At 33.8% G+C, this 19,032-nt stretch carries 18 protein-coding genes; 8 read left to right on the forward strand and 10 right to left on the reverse strand.

Features of this window, described 5'->3' with window-relative positions; translation table 11 throughout:
- Nucleotides 1-59: 59 nt before the first annotated feature.
- Together RTY06_RS13010 and RTY06_RS13015 are read left to right on the forward strand one after the other, a co-directional pair.
- The gene (locus tag RTY06_RS13010; RefSeq protein WP_312825428.1) at nt 60-1,157 is read left to right on the forward strand and encodes a hypothetical protein; all 1,098 of its coding nucleotides are present in this window, start codon (nt 60-62) and stop codon (nt 1,155-1,157) included.
- On the forward strand, nt 1,141-1,740 hold the full coding sequence (locus tag RTY06_RS13015) for a hypothetical protein (protein WP_312825429.1): 600 nt from the start codon (nt 1,141-1,143) through the stop codon (nt 1,738-1,740). The genes RTY06_RS13010 and RTY06_RS13015 overlap by 17 nt, the downstream gene beginning before the upstream one ends.
- Before the next feature lie 32 nt (nt 1,741-1,772).
- Here RTY06_RS13015 and RTY06_RS13020 read toward each other — a convergent pair whose 3' ends face one another.
- The 5 genes from RTY06_RS13020 to RTY06_RS13040 form a co-directional block, all read right to left on the reverse strand.
- Entirely contained in the window at nt 1,773-2,009 is a 237-nt protein-coding gene (locus tag RTY06_RS13020) for a hypothetical protein (protein ID WP_312825430.1), read from the reverse strand.
- Nucleotides 2,010-2,156: 147 nt separating this feature from the next.
- On the reverse strand, nt 2,157-2,738 hold the full coding sequence (locus RTY06_RS13025) for a 5-formyltetrahydrofolate cyclo-ligase (protein WP_312825431.1): 582 nt from the start codon (nt 2,736-2,738) through the stop codon (nt 2,157-2,159).
- Nucleotide 2,739: 1 nt separating this feature from the next.
- Entirely contained in the window at nt 2,740-2,970 is a 231-nt protein-coding gene (locus RTY06_RS13030) for a ferredoxin (RefSeq protein ID WP_116033121.1), read from the reverse strand.
- A 47-nt stretch (nt 2,971-3,017) separates the two neighbouring features.
- Nucleotides 3,018-4,262, reverse strand: coding sequence for a peptidase U32 family protein (locus RTY06_RS13035; RefSeq protein ID WP_312825432.1), 1,245 nt, complete (start codon nt 4,260-4,262; stop codon nt 3,018-3,020).
- Nucleotides 4,263-4,270: 8 nt separating this feature from the next.
- On the reverse strand, nt 4,271-5,629 hold the full coding sequence (locus RTY06_RS13040) for a rhodanese-related sulfurtransferase (protein ID WP_312825433.1): 1,359 nt from the start codon (nt 5,627-5,629) through the stop codon (nt 4,271-4,273).
- Between the two features lie 381 nt (nt 5,630-6,010).
- Between RTY06_RS13040 and RTY06_RS13045 the strand changes: the two genes are divergently transcribed.
- Nucleotides 6,011-8,149: a S9 family peptidase gene (locus RTY06_RS13045; protein ID WP_312825434.1), complete on the forward strand. Its 2,139-nt coding sequence runs from the start codon at nt 6,011-6,013 to the stop codon at nt 8,147-8,149.
- Between the two features lie 64 nt (nt 8,150-8,213).
- Here the strand turns inward: RTY06_RS13045 and RTY06_RS13050 are convergent, their stop codons facing one another.
- A complete protein-coding gene (locus RTY06_RS13050; RefSeq protein WP_312825435.1) occupies nt 8,214-8,495 on the reverse strand; it encodes a type II toxin-antitoxin system RelE/ParE family toxin in 282 nt (93 codons plus the stop codon).
- A 1-nt stretch (nt 8,496) separates the two neighbouring features.
- Nucleotides 8,497-8,730, reverse strand: a complete 234-nt coding sequence (locus tag RTY06_RS13055) for a hypothetical protein (protein ID WP_312825436.1) — start codon at nt 8,728-8,730, stop codon at nt 8,497-8,499.
- A gap of 89 nt (nt 8,731-8,819) precedes the next feature.
- Between RTY06_RS13055 and RTY06_RS13060 the strand changes: the two genes are divergently transcribed.
- Nucleotides 8,820-10,490, forward strand: a complete 1,671-nt coding sequence (locus RTY06_RS13060) for a peptide MFS transporter (protein WP_312825437.1) — start codon at nt 8,820-8,822, stop codon at nt 10,488-10,490.
- A gap of 76 nt (nt 10,491-10,566) precedes the next feature.
- Here RTY06_RS13060 and RTY06_RS13065 read toward each other — a convergent pair whose 3' ends face one another.
- Nucleotides 10,567-11,082 carry a GNAT family N-acetyltransferase gene (locus tag RTY06_RS13065; protein ID WP_312825438.1) on the reverse strand — a complete coding sequence of 172 codons (516 nt, stop codon included), beginning with the start codon at nt 11,080-11,082 and terminating at the stop codon, nt 10,567-10,569.
- Between the two features lie 133 nt (nt 11,083-11,215).
- On the opposite strand from RTY06_RS13065, the gene RTY06_RS13070 reads away from it, so the two are divergent.
- The 4 genes from RTY06_RS13070 (at nt 11,216) to recG (ending at nt 17,356) form a co-directional block, all read left to right on the forward strand.
- Nucleotides 11,216-12,892, forward strand: a complete 1,677-nt coding sequence (locus tag RTY06_RS13070; RefSeq protein WP_312825439.1) for an oligopeptide:H+ symporter — start codon at nt 11,216-11,218, stop codon at nt 12,890-12,892.
- A gap of 135 nt (nt 12,893-13,027) precedes the next feature.
- A complete protein-coding gene (locus RTY06_RS13075; RefSeq protein ID WP_312825440.1) occupies nt 13,028-14,539 on the forward strand; it encodes a peptide MFS transporter in 1,512 nt (503 codons plus the stop codon).
- 61 nt (nt 14,540-14,600) lie between these two features.
- On the forward strand, nt 14,601-15,131 hold the full coding sequence (locus tag RTY06_RS13080; RefSeq protein ID WP_312825441.1) for a thioredoxin fold domain-containing protein: 531 nt from the start codon (nt 14,601-14,603) through the stop codon (nt 15,129-15,131).
- Between the two features lie 134 nt (nt 15,132-15,265).
- Nucleotides 15,266-17,356 carry an ATP-dependent DNA helicase RecG gene (gene recG, locus RTY06_RS13085; protein ID WP_312825442.1) on the forward strand — a complete coding sequence of 697 codons (2,091 nt, stop codon included), beginning with the start codon at nt 15,266-15,268 and terminating at the stop codon, nt 17,354-17,356.
- Nucleotides 17,357-17,858: 502 nt separating this feature from the next.
- Here the strand turns inward: recG and RTY06_RS13090 are convergent.
- Nucleotides 17,859-18,347, reverse strand: coding sequence for a GNAT family N-acetyltransferase (locus RTY06_RS13090; protein WP_312825443.1), 489 nt, complete (start codon nt 18,345-18,347; stop codon nt 17,859-17,861).
- 5 nt (nt 18,348-18,352) lie between these two features.
- Nucleotides 18,353-19,030, reverse strand: a complete 678-nt coding sequence (recO, locus tag RTY06_RS13095; RefSeq protein WP_312825444.1) for a DNA repair protein RecO — start codon at nt 19,028-19,030, stop codon at nt 18,353-18,355.
- Nucleotides 19,031-19,032: the final 2 nt, after the last annotated feature.

Raw genomic sequence — 19,032 nt, forward strand, 5'->3', positions numbered from 1 at the left:
AAAACACGATTTACAAATCAGTATAACTGAAAATCAATAAATTAAGAACAAATACAATTTTGAGCGGTATAGAATTTTCACACTTCCAGTCATTAAAAACTGCTGTTCAGGAAAAATATCTTGAGACACATTCGCCATCAAATGATGACATTTCCAAATGGAAAGGCATTGACATTATTTATTTTCAAGAAGATCTTAGACAAAAGGCTAAAGGAAATATAAGTGAGAAAACTTTTTATACTTACTTCAAAAATAATTCTCAGGAAAAAATCCCGCGAATCGATATGCTAAATATTCTAGCTGTCTATTCTGGATATAGTTCTTGGTCTGACTTTAAAAAGAAAAACCCTATAATTACAACTGAACAAAGAGGTGTAATTGAACCTAAAACTACTATTGAAAACGAAGCACAAGCTTCTGAAATTATAAAAATTGAAGAAAGCAATCTTTCAGAAAAAATTACAAAACCTCTTGTTTCTATAGACAATCAGGCTTTTGATGAAATCAATCAAAATATTAATTTTAAAAGTGAAAAGCAGAGTTTTGTCAGAGGATATCTTTGGTTAGGAATTTCGGCATTTTTATTTGCTGTAGTTCTTGTATTGATTTTTTATGACAATCTCTTCTATAAAAAATACACTTATGCTTTTACTGATGCAGATAGAAACTCATCTATAAAAGGAGAGCTGGATGTGAAAATCATTAGAGAAAATGAGTCTCCTATTCTTTTCAAGGTAAAACCAAATTCGCCTTTTGTTTACGAGACAAAAAGTAAAAGTTTAAAAATGGTAATTTCTTCTCCTTTCTACAGGACAGATGTTGTTACTAGAGACCTCACGAATGCTCCTGAATCAGAAAATATAGAGTTGAAGCCGAATGATTACGCCATTCAGTTATATTATTACTCAAAATCAATCATAGATTTCAAGAAAAAAACACGCGAACTGAATAGATTGATAAGTGACAATGCTCTAATTTATCAAGTCGTTGACAGTGACATCTACGGAATTGAGACCTTAGATAAACAAAAATACATCTCGCTTGTTACGCTTCCCACAACTTCTCTTGAAAACTTGGAAGTGATTGACTCTCAAATGAAAAACGGAAAAATAGTAATGATTAGATTCAAAATTACTGACGATGAAAAATCAAAATAAAATATATCAATTCATAATAATTCCTGCGATAATAGTTTTTGGAATTATATCATCCTGCAACAAAAAGTATGAAGGCGAAGAGAACTCTTTGGAAACAATTAGAAATGCTAACAACAATGTAAGTTATACCAAAACAAAACTGGATAGTTTGCAGGCAACCAATGTAATTACATCTCAAAAAGTTCAGGATTTGCTTGATTTATCCACGCTTTACACTTCGGGAAACAAAGACACAGAAATAGATTCAGTAATTTACACGCAAATGCAAGCCCATTTTCTGACAAAAGATTCTAATAATCTGAAGCCTTTGTTAAAAGAAATGGATAGTTTGAAAGTGAGGTTTGCCAAAGTAAATAATCTAACAACTTCAAAATCTGTTATAGACAAAGACACGTTGGATTTTGCCAATTTTGATGTCGAATATTATGACAATAAAAGAACGTATATCACGACTGTTAATAGAAAAGCGCAATATATGCTGAAAGCTTCTCCTATAAAATTTAAAAAGGAATTCAAATTCTATTTCTCAAATTTCTACAAGAAAGATTCTGATACTATAAAAACAACAAAACCCGCTCTATAGCGGGTTTTGTTTTAATTAAATCTGGGATTTAATTATTTTTTGATTTCTTCTTTAGCAGCTTTCTCGTCAGCTTTTACTTCTGCTTTAGCAGAATCAGCAGTAGCTTTTACAGAATCAACTGTAGCAGTTGCAGTAGAATCGATTGCTGCAACAGTAGAATCAGCAGTAGCGTCAACAGAATCAACAGCAGCAGCTTCTACGTTATCAGTTTTCTTACAAGCTACAAGAGCGATAGCAGCAATAGCAGCTACAAATAATGACTTTTTCATTTTCTAAAAATTTAAATTATTAATATTGTTGTTTGTGAATTATCGTGTTATAATTACAAGACAAAGGTAGGACGGTCTGATAAAAATCACCAATAAATACTTTGTAATCTCATTGTAAACATTTTTACAAATTAACGATATTGATTTTCAATGATTTAAATTAAAACCACAATATTCATAGGGGGTAATTAAACCATCTAAAGGCACATCTAGTTCAAAAACATCGGAGACATCTTCTTTTGGAGAAAAGAAATTTAATCCGATTTTATTATTAATTTTATAATTCCCAGAAAAGAAAGAATCATAGAACCCTTTTCCATATCCAATTCTATTTCCAAATCTATCACAATATAACAAAGGCGTCAAAACATAATCTAAATCGACATTTGAATCGATATCAGAAATCGGCTCTTTGATTCCCCAACTATTAATTTCATATTCTGAATCTGGAAAAACCTCTACAGAAATCAATTTTTCATTTTGGATTTTCGGAACAAAAACCCGAATTTTATTATTAAAAAAATAATCAATAAAAATCTGAGTATTTACTTCATTGAATTTCTTAATCGGTAAAAAAATGTTAACTTTTTGATTTTCAATAATATTAAATTGTAAAACAAATCGTTCATAGATTTTTTCAGATAAAAAACGGACCTCATCTTGTGATAAAGCCATTCTTTTCTCTTTATAAATCGTTCGAAGTTCCTTTTTTGTAAGACTAAGATTCATCCTAAATTTCTTTAACTGAAATGATATTCACAGGACAAGCTTTAGATGCTCTATCGCATGGTTCAAAAGACTCATGTTGTGGCGTTTTAATCGTGTAAAAGCCTTTTTTATCAATCGATCTCAACAATACTGATTTACCATCTTTTTTAGACATCCTAAAAAACTCTGGCGCAAACTCTTCACAATAGTTGCAACCGATACATTTATCTCGCTGAAGTGTTACAATTACCATTTTAATTAAAAATAAGAGACAAACAACAATGCAAATATTCCTTATTATTAAGCTTGAACTATTTTATACAACCTATCAGAAGGACGAACACGGAAATCTGTCTTGATTGTAATTACATCAGATTTAGACGCTTTGTTAGCTTCTGGCTTTTCATCAACTTGCATGGTTTCAATAATCATTTCTTGTGAACCAGTTGTAGGACCTTGAATCAAAACTTTATCTCCCACAGTCAAATCATAAGCTTCTATAAGAAATTCTGCAATATTAGATTTTGGATAAAAATGACGTCCTTTCCCAACGTAAACTTTCTTTTGAACGGCGCTAGATCCAGAATTGTCGGACCATTCACCTAATTCCTGACCAAGATAATATCCGCTCCAAAAACCTCTATTATAAACTGTTTCCAGCCTAGACATCCATTCTGTAACTTTTTCCTGAGAAAAAGTCTTTTCTGAAAAAGCATCAATTGCTTCTCTATAAGCTTTTACAACTGTCGCAACATATTCAGGAGCACGTCCGCGTCCTTCGATTTTCAGAACTTTCACACCCGAATCGATGATCTGATCAAGAAAACTGATCGTACAAAGATCTTTTGGTGACATCATATACTCATTATCAAGTTCTATTTCAAAACCTGTTTCCTGATCGATAACCGTATATTTTTTTCTGCAATTTTGCTTGCAAGCTCCCCTATTTGCAGAAGAATTAGCTGAATGCAAGCTCAAATAACACTTGCCAGAAACGGCCATACAAAGAGCTCCGTGACCAAAAATCTCAATCTCGACCAAATTTCCAGAAGGTCCTCTTACATCATCTTTTACAATCTGGTCACATATTTTTTTGATCTGGGTAATACTCAATTCGCGACTCATGACCATTGTGTCGGCAAAAAGTGCATAGAATTTTACTGTTTCAATATTTGTGATATTGATTTGTGTAGAAATATGAACCTCCATCCCGATTTGTCTCGCATAAGAAATTACCGCTTGATCCATCGCAATGACTGCTGTAATATTAGCCGCTTTTGCTTTATCAAGAAGTATTTTTATAATAGATAAATCGTGATCGTATATAATTGTGTTAAGTGTAAGATAAGTTCTCACCCCTTTTTCTGAGCAGCGTTTACTTATTTCTGGTAAATCATCAATGGTGAAATTCATTGATGCTCTAGCGCGCATATTCAGCTGTTCAACACCAAAATAGATGGAATCTGCACCATTATCCAAAGCCGCTTGCATTGATGTAAAATCGCCTGCTGGCGCCATCAACTCTATTCTACCGTTGTTTGTCATCTTAAATCTTATAAGATTTTATACAACTTATCGGACAAACGAACTCTGAAAGGAAGCTCAAAAGTAACTTGGTCTCCAACTTTAGCAATTTCAGTTGAAACACTATTTGCAAAAAGCTCTGTAATTGTAACTTCTTGCTCACCAGTTGTTGGCCCAGAAATCAAGACTTTATCGCCTACAGCAAGTTCATTATTTTCAATTAAAAACTGAGCAATTTTTGATTTGGTAAAATAATGTTCCGCTTTTCCAACCAAAGTCTTTTTAACTTTAATTTTCTGACGAATATCTTTAGTTTCAGGTTTTGCTTTTGCCAAAGTTTGCGTTGATAATTCTCCTGAATTTTTAAACTTCAAAGCTTCAGATTTACCTTTTCGGAATACTTTGTTCCCAACCTGTAAGCCTTTTCTTCTTGCAATCTGCTCTTCTTGTGGTAAATGGATTATCTCGTGACATTCGGTTGAGCAAGTATTTTCCATTACAGCTTTACATTCGTCACATTGGATGAATAACAAATGACAAGCATCATTTGCACAGTTCGTATGATTATCGCAAGGTTTTCCGCACTGGTGGCATTGAGAAATAATATCATCCGTAATCCTTTCTCCTAAACGGTGGTCAAAAACAAAGTTCTTTCCAATGAATTTACTTTCAATATTTTCTTCCTTGATTTGACGCGTATATTCAATAATTCCGCCCTCTAATTGATAGACGTTTTTGAAACCTTGATGTTTGAAATAAGCACTCGCTTTCTCACAACGGATTCCACCGGTACAATACATCAAAAGATTTTTATCTTCTTTAAAATCCTGCAATTGTTCATTAATAATCGGCAAACTTTCACGGAAATTCTCCACATCCGGTGTAATGGCGCCTTCAAAATGACCCACTTCACTTTCATAATGATTTCTGAAATCTACCACAATTGTATTTGGATCCGCCAACATATCATTGAATTGCTGAGCTTTCAAGTGAATTCCTTTATTGGTTACATCAAAAGTTTCGTCATTCAAACCATCCGCAACAATTTTGTTTCTTACCTTGATGGTTAACTTCAAAAACGAGTGATTATCTTGCTCAACAGCTACATTCAGACGAATTCCTTTCATAAAATCATAAATTTCCAGCGTATCGCGAAAAGCATCGAAATTCTCCGCAGGAACGCTCATCTGAGCGTTAATACCTTCAGTCGCTACATAAATACGACCCAACGCGTCAAGAGCGTTCCAGGCTATAAATAAGTCGTCACGAAATTTTTTGGGATCTTCAATTTTGGCGTACGCATAGAAAGACAATGTAAGGCGCTCTTGTCCGGCCTCATCGATAAGTCGAGCTCTTTCTTCTGCGCTTAAGGTGTTGTACAGTTGCATGCTATAAACGTTTTAAGTGAGAAAAATAATGATGCAAAGATACAAATATTAGTTGATAGTTTCCAGTTGATGGTTGTCAGTTTTGGGCGTGTCCCTTTCCAAGGCTAAGTCCAAAGCTTGGGTCGGGCTATCCGTTACAATCTTTTCTGTCCGCCTAAGGCGGACAGAAAAGGATTTCCACTACTATCCCTCACGCATTTACAACTCCATGTTAAAAAACCCTTTCAGAAATCAAAGATTAGACGATAGTCAATTTGAAACTCTGAAAGGGTTAGGCTACAACTCAACATATTAGACAAAAAATAAATATATTTACAACTCTAAAATTTGAAAAATGAAACCGCAAGGTTCGTGAATTCCTTAAATAAAAATAAAAAGATAATGAACAAAAAAATCCTTATTTCTGTTGTTTTGATAACGGCAGTTTTCTCACAAAACATTAATGCTCAAGAAATTACGTTAGACAAAATATACTCTGGATATTACCGTGGAAAAGGAATTGCTGGAATTGCTTCCCTTAACGATGGTGAAAACTACGCCACTATAGAAAAAGACGGAATCGCAAAATATAGCTATAAAACATTCCAGAAAGTTGGAAATATTGTAGATGGAAGTTTCGAGTCTTACATTTTCTCTCCAGACGAATCCAAAATTCTTCTTCAGAAAGAAAGTGAGCAGATTTACAGACATTCATTTTTGGGGAAATTTGATGTTAAGGATTTGAAATCAAATAAAGTAACGCCACTTAATAATGGAAACTGGATTCAGGAACCGAAGTTCTCTCCGGACGGAAGCAAAGTCGCTTTCATTGTTGATAATAATTTGTTTTATCAAGATTTAACTTCCGGAAAAATCACGCAGATTACAACTGACGGAAAGAAAAATTCTATAATTAATGGACTTGGAGACTGGGTTTATGAGGAAGAATTTTCTCACGCAGATTATTACCAATGGAACAAAGCAGGAGATGCGATTGTTTTCGTAAGATTTGATGAGTCAAAAGTTCCGGAAATCTATATTCCAATCTACGGGAAATCGCTTTATCCAACGGAGATGCGATACAAATATCCAAAAGCCGGAGAAACCAACTCAACCGTTTCTGCTCAACTTTATCAATTAAATTCAGCAAAAACAACGGCTTTGAATCTTGGAAGTTTTGAAAATCATTACATTCCGCAACTTTGGCAGACCAACGACGCCAACGAAATTGTCATTGCAACCAGCAACAGACATCACAGCAAAGTGGATTTGATAAAAGTGGATACAAAATCCGGAAACTTAACCAAATTATTTTCCGAAACCGATAATGCTTGGATAGAAACCGACAATTTGACTTTGGAGTTTTTGGATGACAACTCTTTCCTTTGGGCTTCGGAGCGTGACGGTTACAGACAATTATATTGGTACGACAAATCCGGAAAACTGAAAAAACAAGTAGCAAAAGGTAATTGGGAAATCACAGATTATTACGGTTACAACCCGAAAACCAAAGAAGCTTATATCCAAACCACTGAAAAAGGAAGCTTAAACAAAGTCGTTTCTAAATTGAATATCAATTCCGGAAAAACAACGTTGATTTCTTATCCGGAAGGAAATAACTCTGCAAGTTTTAGCAAGTCTTTCAACTATTTTATTAACACCAATTCTACTGCTGCTTCTCCTTACAAATTTGTACTAAAAGATGCGAATGGAAAAGAAATTAAAGAACTTCAAAACAATAATGAATTGCTTTCTAAACTTCAGAAAGACAATTTTGTAACGAAGGAATTCATTACGATTCCGAACTCTGTTGGTGACCAATTGAATGCTTGGATTATCAAACCGAAAAACTTTGACCCTAACAAAAAATATCCATTATTTATGTTCCAATATTCAGGTCCGGGTTCTCAGCAGGTTTCCAATTCTTGGGACGGCGGAAACGGAATCTGGTTCGAAATGTTAGCTCAAAAAGGTTACGTTGTAGCTTGTGTTGACGGACGTGGAACAGGTTACAAAGGGGCTAAATTCAAAAAAATCATTTACAAACAATTGGGAAAATATGAAACCGAAGACCAAATCACGGCGGCGCAATGGTTCGGAAATCAATCTTATATTGACAAAACCAGAATCGGAATTTTCGGATGGAGTTTTGGTGGTTATATGAGTTCTTTGGCAATGACAAAAGGAGCTGATACTTTCAAATTGGGAATTGCTGTTGCGCCGGTTACGAACTGGAGATATTATGACAGCGTTTACACAGAAAAATTCCTACAAACGCCTCAAGAAAATCCGGAAGGTTACGACCAAAATTCGCCAACGACTTTTGCAAAATTGTTGAAAGGAAAATTCTTATTAATACACGGAACAGCTGACGACAATGTTCATTTCCAGAATTCTATGGAGTTCTCTGAAGCATTAATTCAGAATAAAAAACAGTTTGATTTTATGGCTTATCCAGACAAAAACCACGGAATCTATGGAGGACAAACCAGGCCTCAACTTTATGAGAAAATGACGAATTTTATTTTGGAAAATTTGTAGAAATTAATTCTAATAAAAAAGCATTCCAAATTATCGGAATGCTTTTTTTATCGGAATGCTTTTTTTATAAATATGATTTCGGATTAATGTGACTGTGCAGAATTGCGATAATAATTACCTTCTCATTTTTTAAAACATAGTGTAAATGATATGGAAACTGTTTAAGTAAAATAGTTCTTACAGTCTTATACTTAATTTCAAAACCTAATTCAGACTTCATTATTTTAGACTTTGCTTCTTCAATTCTTTCAAGAAATTTGATTGGAAGTGCTAAGTTTATTTGAGAATAATATTCTAAGGCTTCTTCAATATCGTTGTAGGCTTTTTTGCTAATTTCAATTTTCACCTTAGGAATATTTTTTCTTCAACTCCGCAATTGTGTTGTCAAAGTTTAAAGTTTCATTTGGATTTTCTTCTAAATATCTTAATCTTTCATCCAAAACTTCCTTCTGCCACTCTTCTAATTCAAAATCTTTAGAATATTTAAACTTCAAAAAAGCAACATAGTCACTCACCTGTTGAAGAAGTTCTTTTGGCAAAGTCTTCAAATCGTTTTCCAAATCTTTTATCGTGATTTCCATTTTCTGAATATTTAGACATATCAAAGTTAGAAAAATTTTCTAATCCATTTTAAAATCTTATTTTTGGGAACGTTGTGAAAAAATAAGCTATGAAGACTAAACATCCAAAAGGTTTACCCTTTTTGTTTTTTACCGAGATGTGGGAACGTTTCGGTTACTATTTGATTCTCGGAATTTTTGTTCTCTATTTGATAGAACCACAAGGATTAAATGGAGGATTGGGAATTCCTGATAAAGATGCCGATGATATCTTTGGGACTTTTATAGCGCTCACTTACCTTACCCCATTTCTTGGAGGTTTTTTAGCTGATAGAGTTTTAGGTTACATCAAATCCATTTATCTGGGTGGTATTTTGATGGCACTTGGTTATATTGGTGTAGGTGTTTTCAAGGATTTGCCTTTGTTTTATGGTTCATTGGCTTTAATTATTATTGGAAATGGATTCTTTAAACCGACAATTTCTACACTTTTGGGAAATCTCTATTCCGAAGAACCTTATAAAGCAAATAAAGATTCTGGCTACAACATTTTCTATATGGGAATCAATATTGGAGCTTTTATCTGTAACATTATTGCGGCGTTTATGCGTAATAAATTTGGTTGGGGCGAAGCGTTTATTACGGCCGGAGTTGGGATGTTGCTTGGATTAGTAATTTTCACAATAGGAATGAAACATTACAGACACGCAGCGGTTATGAAACCAAGCCAAGAAGGCGACACAAAACTATCCGAAATTCTGATGAAGGTTTTTGTTCCAGCGATTGTTGCAGGCTTTATCGGTTGGTTTGTTCCGACGATGATTTTGGGAACTAATATTTTTGGAAGCACCAATACGGATGCGTTTATTTTCGCTTGTGTTCCTGTGATTTACTTTTATGTTTCTCTTTATTTTAAATCAAATCCATTGGAGAAACCTGCGATTGGAGCTTTACTTTCCATATTCTTAATCAGTATGTTTTTTTGGGCGGTTTTCAAACAAAATGGAACTGCGTTGACAAGATGGGCCAACTATTACACCGACAGAAGCGTTTCTGAATCGGTTGAAAAACCTTTGGCATCACTTTATTTGGTTGAAGAAAAAAGCTATGCAGATAAAGAAACTCCGATTTTTGATGAGCAATTTCGTTCTCAGAAAGATGCTGACGGAAAAACTTTGAAAGAAACAGGAAAAGATATTTATTTCAGGAACGTTACTCCAGAAAGAAGAGCCGAATTAGAAGCTAAAACAGACAAAACAGTTTTCCTTTATAATACAGAATTGTTCCAATCCATCAATCCATTTTGGGTTATTGCTTTAACACCTGTAATCGTTGGTGTTTGGGCAATGCTGAGAAAACGAAGAAAAGAACCTTTGACACCAAGTAAAATTGTTTTAGGATTATTCATCACCAGTTTATCTTGTTTAGTAATGGTTGGAGCGGTTTACGCAGGGAATAATGGTGCTGAAAAAGTTTCTGCGCTTTGGCTGATTGCCGGATACGGTGTTGTAACTATTGGAGAACTTTGTCTTTCGCCAATGGGATTGTCATTCGTTTCTAAATTATCTCCAGCTAGATTGACTGCGCTGATGATGGGCGGATTCTTCTTAGCAAACTCGGTTGGGAATAAATTATCGGGAATTCTTGCGAGCACTTGGTACAATTACGAAAACAAAGCCAATTATTTCTTAGTTAATTTCGGTCTGTTGATTTTCGCAACTTTATTAGGATTGATGATGTTGAAAAGACTAAATAAAATAATGAAAGAAAGCGGACATTAATTATAATTAAAGTTATTCTTCTAATTAAAAAAGCGAAATTAATCTGATTTAATTTCGCTTTTTTATGAGTTATAAATTAATTTCCAAGGACTTTTTCGAATGCTTTTCTAGCACTTCCTCGGAAATGAACTTCGCCACAATATTGATATCCTAATTTCTCTAGAATTGATAACATTGCAGGATTATCAAAATTGGTATCTACTTTTATACTGAAGGTATTATTCTCTTTCGCAACGTCTTCAACGAAACTGAAAATCTTTTTGGACAATCCTTTTCCTGCGAATTTATCCGAAATCGCAACTCTATGAACCACCAAAAAGTCTCCATTAGTCAGCCATTCTCCTTCAATATCATTATAAGCAGGTTCATCATTGAAAATTAACGCGCTGTAACCTGCAACAGTTCCGTCAACCAATAATACATAACCAAATCCCTTTTCAATATCGGATTTTACTGTTTCAAGGTTCGGGTAACCGTCTTGCCATTGCCTGCTTCCATCATTTTTTCTCCTTGTAATAGCGTCTTGTAATATTTGCCAAATCACCGAAGAATCTTCTGCGATTGCTTTTCTAAATTCTAAATTCATTTCCATAAGATGGTAAAATTAAAGCAAATTGATAGAATCTCATTTATTAAATCTTTCAGAAACAACAATCACTATCATTTCCCGTTGATGAAAAAAAACTATATTTGTTACCTTTAAGAAAATTTAACAATTAATTTATATGGATACAGTTAAGACTAATTCAAAACATCCTAAAGGTTTGTGGGTTCTATTTGGAACAGAGATGTGGGAGCGTTTTAATTTTTATGGGATGAGAGCGTTGTTGACGCTTTTTATGATTAATTCCCTTGGAATTATCGAGTCAGAAACCTCTATTATTTATGGTGGATTTTTGGCTCTATGTTATTTAACGCCAATGTTGGGAGGTTTCATTGCGGACAAATATCTTGGAAATAGATATTGTATTCTTCTTGGAGGAACGCTGATGGGAATTGGACAGTTGATTTTATTCTTTAGTGCAACATTATTTGGAGAAAATCTTGACCTTGCTAAAACGTTACTTTGGGTAGGCTTGGGTATTATTATTTTCGGAAATGGATTCTTCAAACCAAACATTTCATCGATGGTTGGAAGTCTTTATCCAAAACAAGAAAAGAACAAATTGGATTCTGCATTTACCATTTTCTATATGGGAATCAACTTAGGAGCATTCTTAGGTCAATTGATCTGCCCAATTTTAGGAGATGTGAAAAGTGTTGACGGAATCAGAGACATCCACGCTTTCAAATGGGGATTCTTAGCCGCTTCTTTAGCAATGTTTTTAGGTACGGTTACTTTCCTATTGCTTAAAAACAAATATGTTGTAACGCCAGAAGGCAGACCAATTGGAGGACTTCCAAAAAACAATACCGCTGATGACTTTGAAGAAGGAGAAGCACAATCTGCATCATTTTCTCAAAAATCAATTATCGGAGCTGTTATAGCATTCATAGCATTAGGACTTTTATTCCATTACGGAATTGGGCAAAATGTTGTTTATTCTCTTGTTTATTCTGCTGGATTAACATTGGCTGGATTGATTATTTCGGATTCATCCATTACTAAAATCGAAAGAGACAGAATCTTGGTTATTTATGTCGTTTCATTTTTTGTGATTTTCTTCTGGGCCGCTTTTGAACAGGCTGGTTCATCTTTGACTTTCATTGCAGATAATCAAACGGATAGAAACTTCTTTGGCTGGAATATGCCACCGTCAATGGTTCAGATTTTCAACGGATTATTTATTGTTGTAATGGCAGTTCCTTTCAGTTTCCTTTGGGATAAGTTGAGAGGAGCAGGAAAAGAACCAGTTTCGCCTTTGAAGCAAGCCATCGGATTGGTTGTTATAGCAATCAGTTATTTTATCCTTGCACACAATGTAAAAGATTTGGGTAACTCAGGTTTATTGGCTATCAAATGGTTGATTTTACTATATTTCTTACAGACTTGTGGAGAGCTTTGTTTATCACCAATTGGATTATCATTGGTTGGAAAATTAGCACCTAAGAGATTTGCCTCTTTACTTTATGGTGTTTTCTTCATTTCGAATGCTGCGGGTTATGCTTTAGCTGGAACATTAGGTTCAATTATGCCTGCAACTGGAGATAAGTTCAAAAAAGCTGAGGAACTTGGAATTAATCTTCAAGATGTACTGGACAAAAAAGTAACTTTGAGTTCAGCTCAGACAGAATTGCTTACTCAAAATCAAATTCCATTAGCCAATCATACTTTTGCAGGATTCGAAATCCATAACTTGTATGAATTCTTTATGGTATTCGTTGTTCTATGTGGAATTGCAGGAATTATTTTAGCATTGATTTCTCCTTTCTTGAAAAAGATGATGCACGGTGTGAAGTAAAAACTTTCACATTTATTTATAAATTCAAACCACCGAATATTCGGTGGTTTTTTGTTAAATTCGTATGGCATAAATCTCAATTGTTGACACATTAAATCAACAATTGAATTAATTATCAATTATCATTCATCAATTATGAACTTAACTCTCGAAGAAATTCAAAACTTCAAAGGCAAATATCCAAAACAAATCTGGTCTCTCTTTTTCTCCGAAATGTGGGAACGTTTCTGCTTCTATGGGATGCGAGGAATGCTGGTTTTCTTTATGATTTCTCAATTAAAATTTGGTGATGAACAAGCCAATCTTCAATATGGAGCAACACAGGCATTTGTTTACGCATTTACATTTGTTGGCGGTTTGTTTGCTGATAAGATTTTAGGATTCAGAAAATCTCTTTTTTGGGGTGGGATTTTGATGATTATTGGAAGTATAATTCTTGCTACCAATCCGCACGATTATTTCTTTTTAGGAATTTCTTTCACGGTTGTAGGAACAGGTTTTTTCAAACCGAACATTTCCACAATGGTTGGAAAATTATACAAACCCAATGATACTAGAACAGATGCAGGATTTTCTTTGTTTTATGCAGGAATCAATCTGGGAGCGCTTTTAGGTGGTTATCTTTGTATTGCGATTGGGAAAGGAGAGATGTTTTCCGCTTTGATTCCGGAACATAAAAGATGGAATGTCGCTTTCGGATTAGCTGCAATTGTAATGGTCGTGAGTTTAATCAATTTTATTTTTACTCAAAGACAATTAGGTCCAATCGGACTTGCTCCTCAAAAACTGAATCAAGACGGCACTTTTTCTCCAATTGAAAAATGGAAAGAATATGGCGTTTACATTCTATCTTTAATCTTCATTCCATTGATTATGATAATGGTTTCTGTTCCGCAATACACAGATTATTTTATGTGGACAGTCGGACCATTGACGCTAATTTATCTTTTTTATGAGATGACAAAAGTAACTTCACAGGAACGTAAGAAACTTTGGGCGGCTTTGATTTTCATTATTTTCTCAATTCTATTCTGGGGAATCTATGAACAAAGCGGAGGCTCGCTAAGCATTTTCGCTGCGAATAATCTCAACAAAGACCTTTTCGGATTAGACCCAAATGGCGTTAATAATTCGGGAGGAGCATTTTTTATTATTTTCTTGGCGCCTTTGGTTGGACTACTTTGGATCTGGTTAAATAAAAAGAAACTGGAACCAAATACAATCAACAAATTCGGATTAGGATTTATATTCTTAGGATTAGGTTATTATGTTCTTTTTGGAACTAAGTTTTTCGCGACTCTTCAAGGAATCACTTCTCTCAATATTTTCACAATTGCGTTATTAGTCATCACTTTCGGAGAATTATGTTTGTCTCCAATTGGATTATCGATAATGACAAAACTATCCACAGAAAAACTGCAAGGAATGATGATGGGAATGTGGTTCTTAGCTTCCGCTTACGGGCAATATGTCGCAGGACAAATTGGAGCAGGATTAGCAAAAGTAAAATCTGGGGCAACCAATTATGATGCTCTTATCACTTACACCGATGGCTATAAACAATTAGGTTTATATGCATTGATTGCCGGAGTTCTGTTAATTTTGATTTCACCATTTGTAAAAAAATTAATGCAAGGTGTAAAGTAAAAAAATAATTGAAACGTCTAAAACCATAAGAATGTAATTAAAAGAATATAAAAACACAATAATGAAAAAACTAATACTGATATTTCTTTTAACAACAGGATTCTTCGGAATTGCTCAAGTCCACTGGATGACTATTTCTCAAGCTTTGGAAGCTCAGAAAAAAGAACCTAAAAAAATACTGATCGATTTTTATGCAGATTGGTGTGCTCCATGTAAAGAAATGGAAAAAAACACTTATAATCATCCTGAGATTGCCAAAATAATCAATCAAAATTATTACGCAGTTAAGTTTGAAAGTGACGGAAACGACGTTGTTAATTTTGCCGGACACAAATTCACAAATCCAGATTATAAAAGTAAAAAAGGCAAGAATGGTCTTCATCAATTCTCGAAATACATGAACATCAACATCATCCCGACAATGGTTTTTCTGGATGAGAAAGCAGACCCAATTACAAGTCTTTCCGGAGCTCTAAAAGCCAAAGAAGTTGAACCCTATTTTACAATGATTGCAACCAACGAGTACAAAAATATCAAGACTCGAAAAGAATGGGAAAGTTATCAGACTAAGTTTAAGTCGAAAATAAAATAAGTTTTTTTCAACATTTCAAATCCCAATGAAATTTTAATTCACATAGATTATTGAAATATATTTCATTTTTCTTTTGTGACTTTTGTGGTTATATTTTATTTCCCGAAATTCGTGGGAATTAATTTTTTCCTTAATTGACTTTAGAAACTTCCATAGAATTTCTCAAAAACATTGGAACCGAACGCGCAAAATTGATAAAGAACGTGTTGGGGATTTCGACTGTGGAAGATTTGTTGACATTCTACCCAATCCGATATATTGATAAAAGTAAAATCTACAAAATCGGAAATCTTACGAAAGAACCTGATGCGGATATTCAGTTACGAGGAAAAATAACGGATATCCAAGAAGTTGTTTACGAAAAAGGAAAAAAACGACTTTCAGCTAAATTTCGTGATGAAACAGGAACAATGGATTTGGTTTGGTTTCGATATACGAACTGGATGAAAGATGCTATTCCGCTCAACAAAGAAATTTTCATTTTTGGGAAAGTCAGTTTCTTCAATGGCAACTTTTCTATGTCTCATCCTGAGATTGAAGCTGATGAAAAAAAAGCTTTGTACGGAACACTTTTACCTGTTTATCCCGGAAGTGAAAAACTCAGCAAACGAGGAATTAACAATAAGTTTTTTCAAAATGTCGTCTACAGTCTTCTGAAAGATTTACCCAATTTAATTTCGGAAAATTTACCTAATTATTTGATGAAATCTTTGAAATTAATGGATAGAATTAATGCTTATTATGACATTCATTTTCCAAAAAATTTCAAACAATTCGAAGAAGCTGACAGACGATTAAAATTTGAAGAAGCATTTTTCTTTCAGTTGGGTTATGGACTCAAAAAGCTTCATCAGAAAACAAAATCATTCGGAAATCCGTTTCCGATTGTCGGTGATTATTTCAATAATTTCTATGAAAACAATCTTCCTTTCGAATTAACCAATGCCCAAAAACGAGTTCTGAAAGAAATAAGAACCGATATGAAACGTTCTACCCAAATGAACAGATTGTTGCAAGGCGATGTTGGTTCGGGAAAAACAATGGTTGCATTATTAACAATGCTCATTGCGATGGACAATGGTTTCCAATCTTGTTTGATGGCACCAACAGAAATTTTGGCGCAACAACATTTTAATTCAATTCAGGAGTTATTAGAAAATACGGGAATCAAAGTCAGACTTTTGACAGGTTCTTCAAAAACCAAAGAAAGAAAAATCATCCACGAAGAATTGGAAAATGGTGAATTGTCTATTCTGATTGGAACTCACGCTATTTTGGAAGATAAAGTAAAATTCAAGAATCTTGGTTTGGCAATTATCGATGAACAGCACAGATTCGGGGTCGCACAACGAGCGAAACTTTGGGCAAAAAATAATATTCCACCACATATTTTGGTAATGACCGCAACGCCAATTCCAAGAACTTTGGCGATGAGTTTTTATTCGGATTTGGATGTTTCTGTGATTGATGAATTACCTGCTAATAGAAAACCGATTATTACCGCTCACAGAAGGGAAAAAGATCGACTTTCGGTTTACAATTTTTGCCGAGAAGAGATTGAAAAAGGTCGTCAAATATACTTTGTTTATCCATTGATTGAAGAATCTGAAACGCTAGATTATAAAAATCTGATGGAAGGTTTGGAAAGCGTGATGAATTTCTTCAAAAGCTACAATGTAACGATGGTTCACGGAAGAATGAAACCTGCGGAGAAAGACATCAATATGCAGTTTTTCGCTTCCGGACAAGCGCAAATAATGGTCGCCACAACCGTGATAGAAGTTGGTGTTAACGTTCCGAATGCGTCTGTAATGGTCATAGAAAGTTCGGAAAGATTCGGTTTGTCTCAACTTCATCAGTTGCGTGGACGTGTTGGTAGAGGCGCTGAACAAAGCTATTGCATCCTGATGTCTGACGATAAACTGAGCAAAGAAAGCCGAACGAGAATCAAAACGATGGTTCAGACAAATGATGGATTCAAAATTTCGGAAGTTGATATGGAATTGCGTGGCCCGGGCGATATTCTGGGAACTCAGCAAAGTGGTGTTGTGGATTTTAAAAAATTGAGTTTGATTGAAGATTCTGCCATTATCAAAGCTTCGAAGCTGGCTGTGGAAAAGATATTGGAACAGGATTCTCTTCTTAATCATCCGGATAATCAAATGATGAAACAATATTACATCAGGCAGTATAAAGGGAAGAATAAGTGGGCGCAGATTAGTTAGAGAGTCTCATTGGGAAGAGTTTTTCTGAGTTCTTGAGTAATCCATATTTCTTTTGAGAATAAAAAGCCAACTATAAATAGCCGGCTTTCTAAATTTAAAAAATAGTATATGAAGAAAAATTACTATCAGGCATCAGCTTGACTTCGTTCTGCGACAAATCTAAAATTATCTCCGATATTGAACTTTAAAGAATCATTAATCGTTTATTAAAGAATGGTAAGAATTAATTAAGATAATCAGGCTTAAAAATTAATATTGAATTCATTAAAAACTTAAAAACAGAATTAATAAAATTTTACAAAATAATTATTCATTTAACATTCAAACAAATAGAAACTAATTCCAAGCTAACTAAAACCCCAAAAGAGTTTTTAAGTTTTTACTATTATTTTGAATATTAATAATTTATTCAAAATAACTAATAATTTTCATCAAAATTAAAATCACAAAAAAAGCACTTGCGAATGAACAAATGCTTTTCAATATATTTTTGGAGTTATTGCTAAAGGACAAATTCCATCAAATAATCATCCATTACATAACCATTTCCGATATCAAAAACGCCTTCATCATAGACTTTGAAACCCTGAGATTCGTAAAAACTTTTGGCTTGATTATTTTTATTAACAGCTAAAATGATTCTTTTATCACCAATCTTTTTTACTTCTTCTTTTATAAAATTCAAGGCTTTTTTACCCAAACCTTTTCCTTGTGCTTCTTTTAGAAAATAGATGCGATGGAGTTTGGTTGTTCCCAATTCTTGATGAAATTCGAAACCGATGAAACCTAGAAACTCGTTATTTTCTTTGATTAAATAATAATGGAAATTTGGGTTTTCTAAATGAATTCTAATTGCATCACTAGAATACATCAGATCCAACATATAATCAATCTGCTCTGGTTTCAAAATATTGGCATAAGTAACTTCCCAAGATCTTTTTGCAAGATCCTGAATGATTGAAATATCTTCTAATTCTGCTTTAATAATCATATTTTTTAAAATATTTCTTTAATAATTTCTAAAGATTTTGGTTCCCGAAAATCTGTAAAATGATAATGGTAATAAACTAAAATAGAATCCAGTAAATTTTGTTTTCCCAATCGATTTAGCTTAATATCATAAGGATTTGGGGAAATAACTAATTCTTTCCAAATTGCCGAAATATCCTTATTGAAAAAATGATGAGATTCGGTCTCTTCGAAGGTTCCAGACTCTGGATTGAGATAAGTTTTATCCGAAAACAAAGGCTGTAAACCTTGTTGTTTCAACAATCTGAAAATAAATATCAAATGTGATTGGAAATTATCCATTTGTAATTGACTTAGAAAAAGAGAAATCTCTGAATAGATATTTTGGTTTTGGTTTTCATTCCTCAAAACTTGATTGAGCAAATCCGAAATAAAAAACAAAATAGAGCTTTTCCTAATATCAGATGTAAATAAATCGATGTTTTTAGATTCGATTTTATTAATGTTCTGGATATTTTTTTTCTTTTCCGAAGTGTAAAGTAACAATTCATTCAATGGAAAAAGAAATGCTTTTTTCTTGTTTTTAGGCGCGTAGATTCCTTTGGCAAAAAAACTTTCGAACCCATTTTCTCTACAAAAACAATGGAGAACAGCATCGTGATCTCCATATTTTGTATAAGACAGTAAAAAAACTTCTTGTGTCATTC

The sequence above is a fragment of the Epilithonimonas sp. genome (assembly GCF_032055105.1).
GTDB lineage: Bacteria > Bacteroidota > Bacteroidia > Flavobacteriales > Weeksellaceae > Epilithonimonas.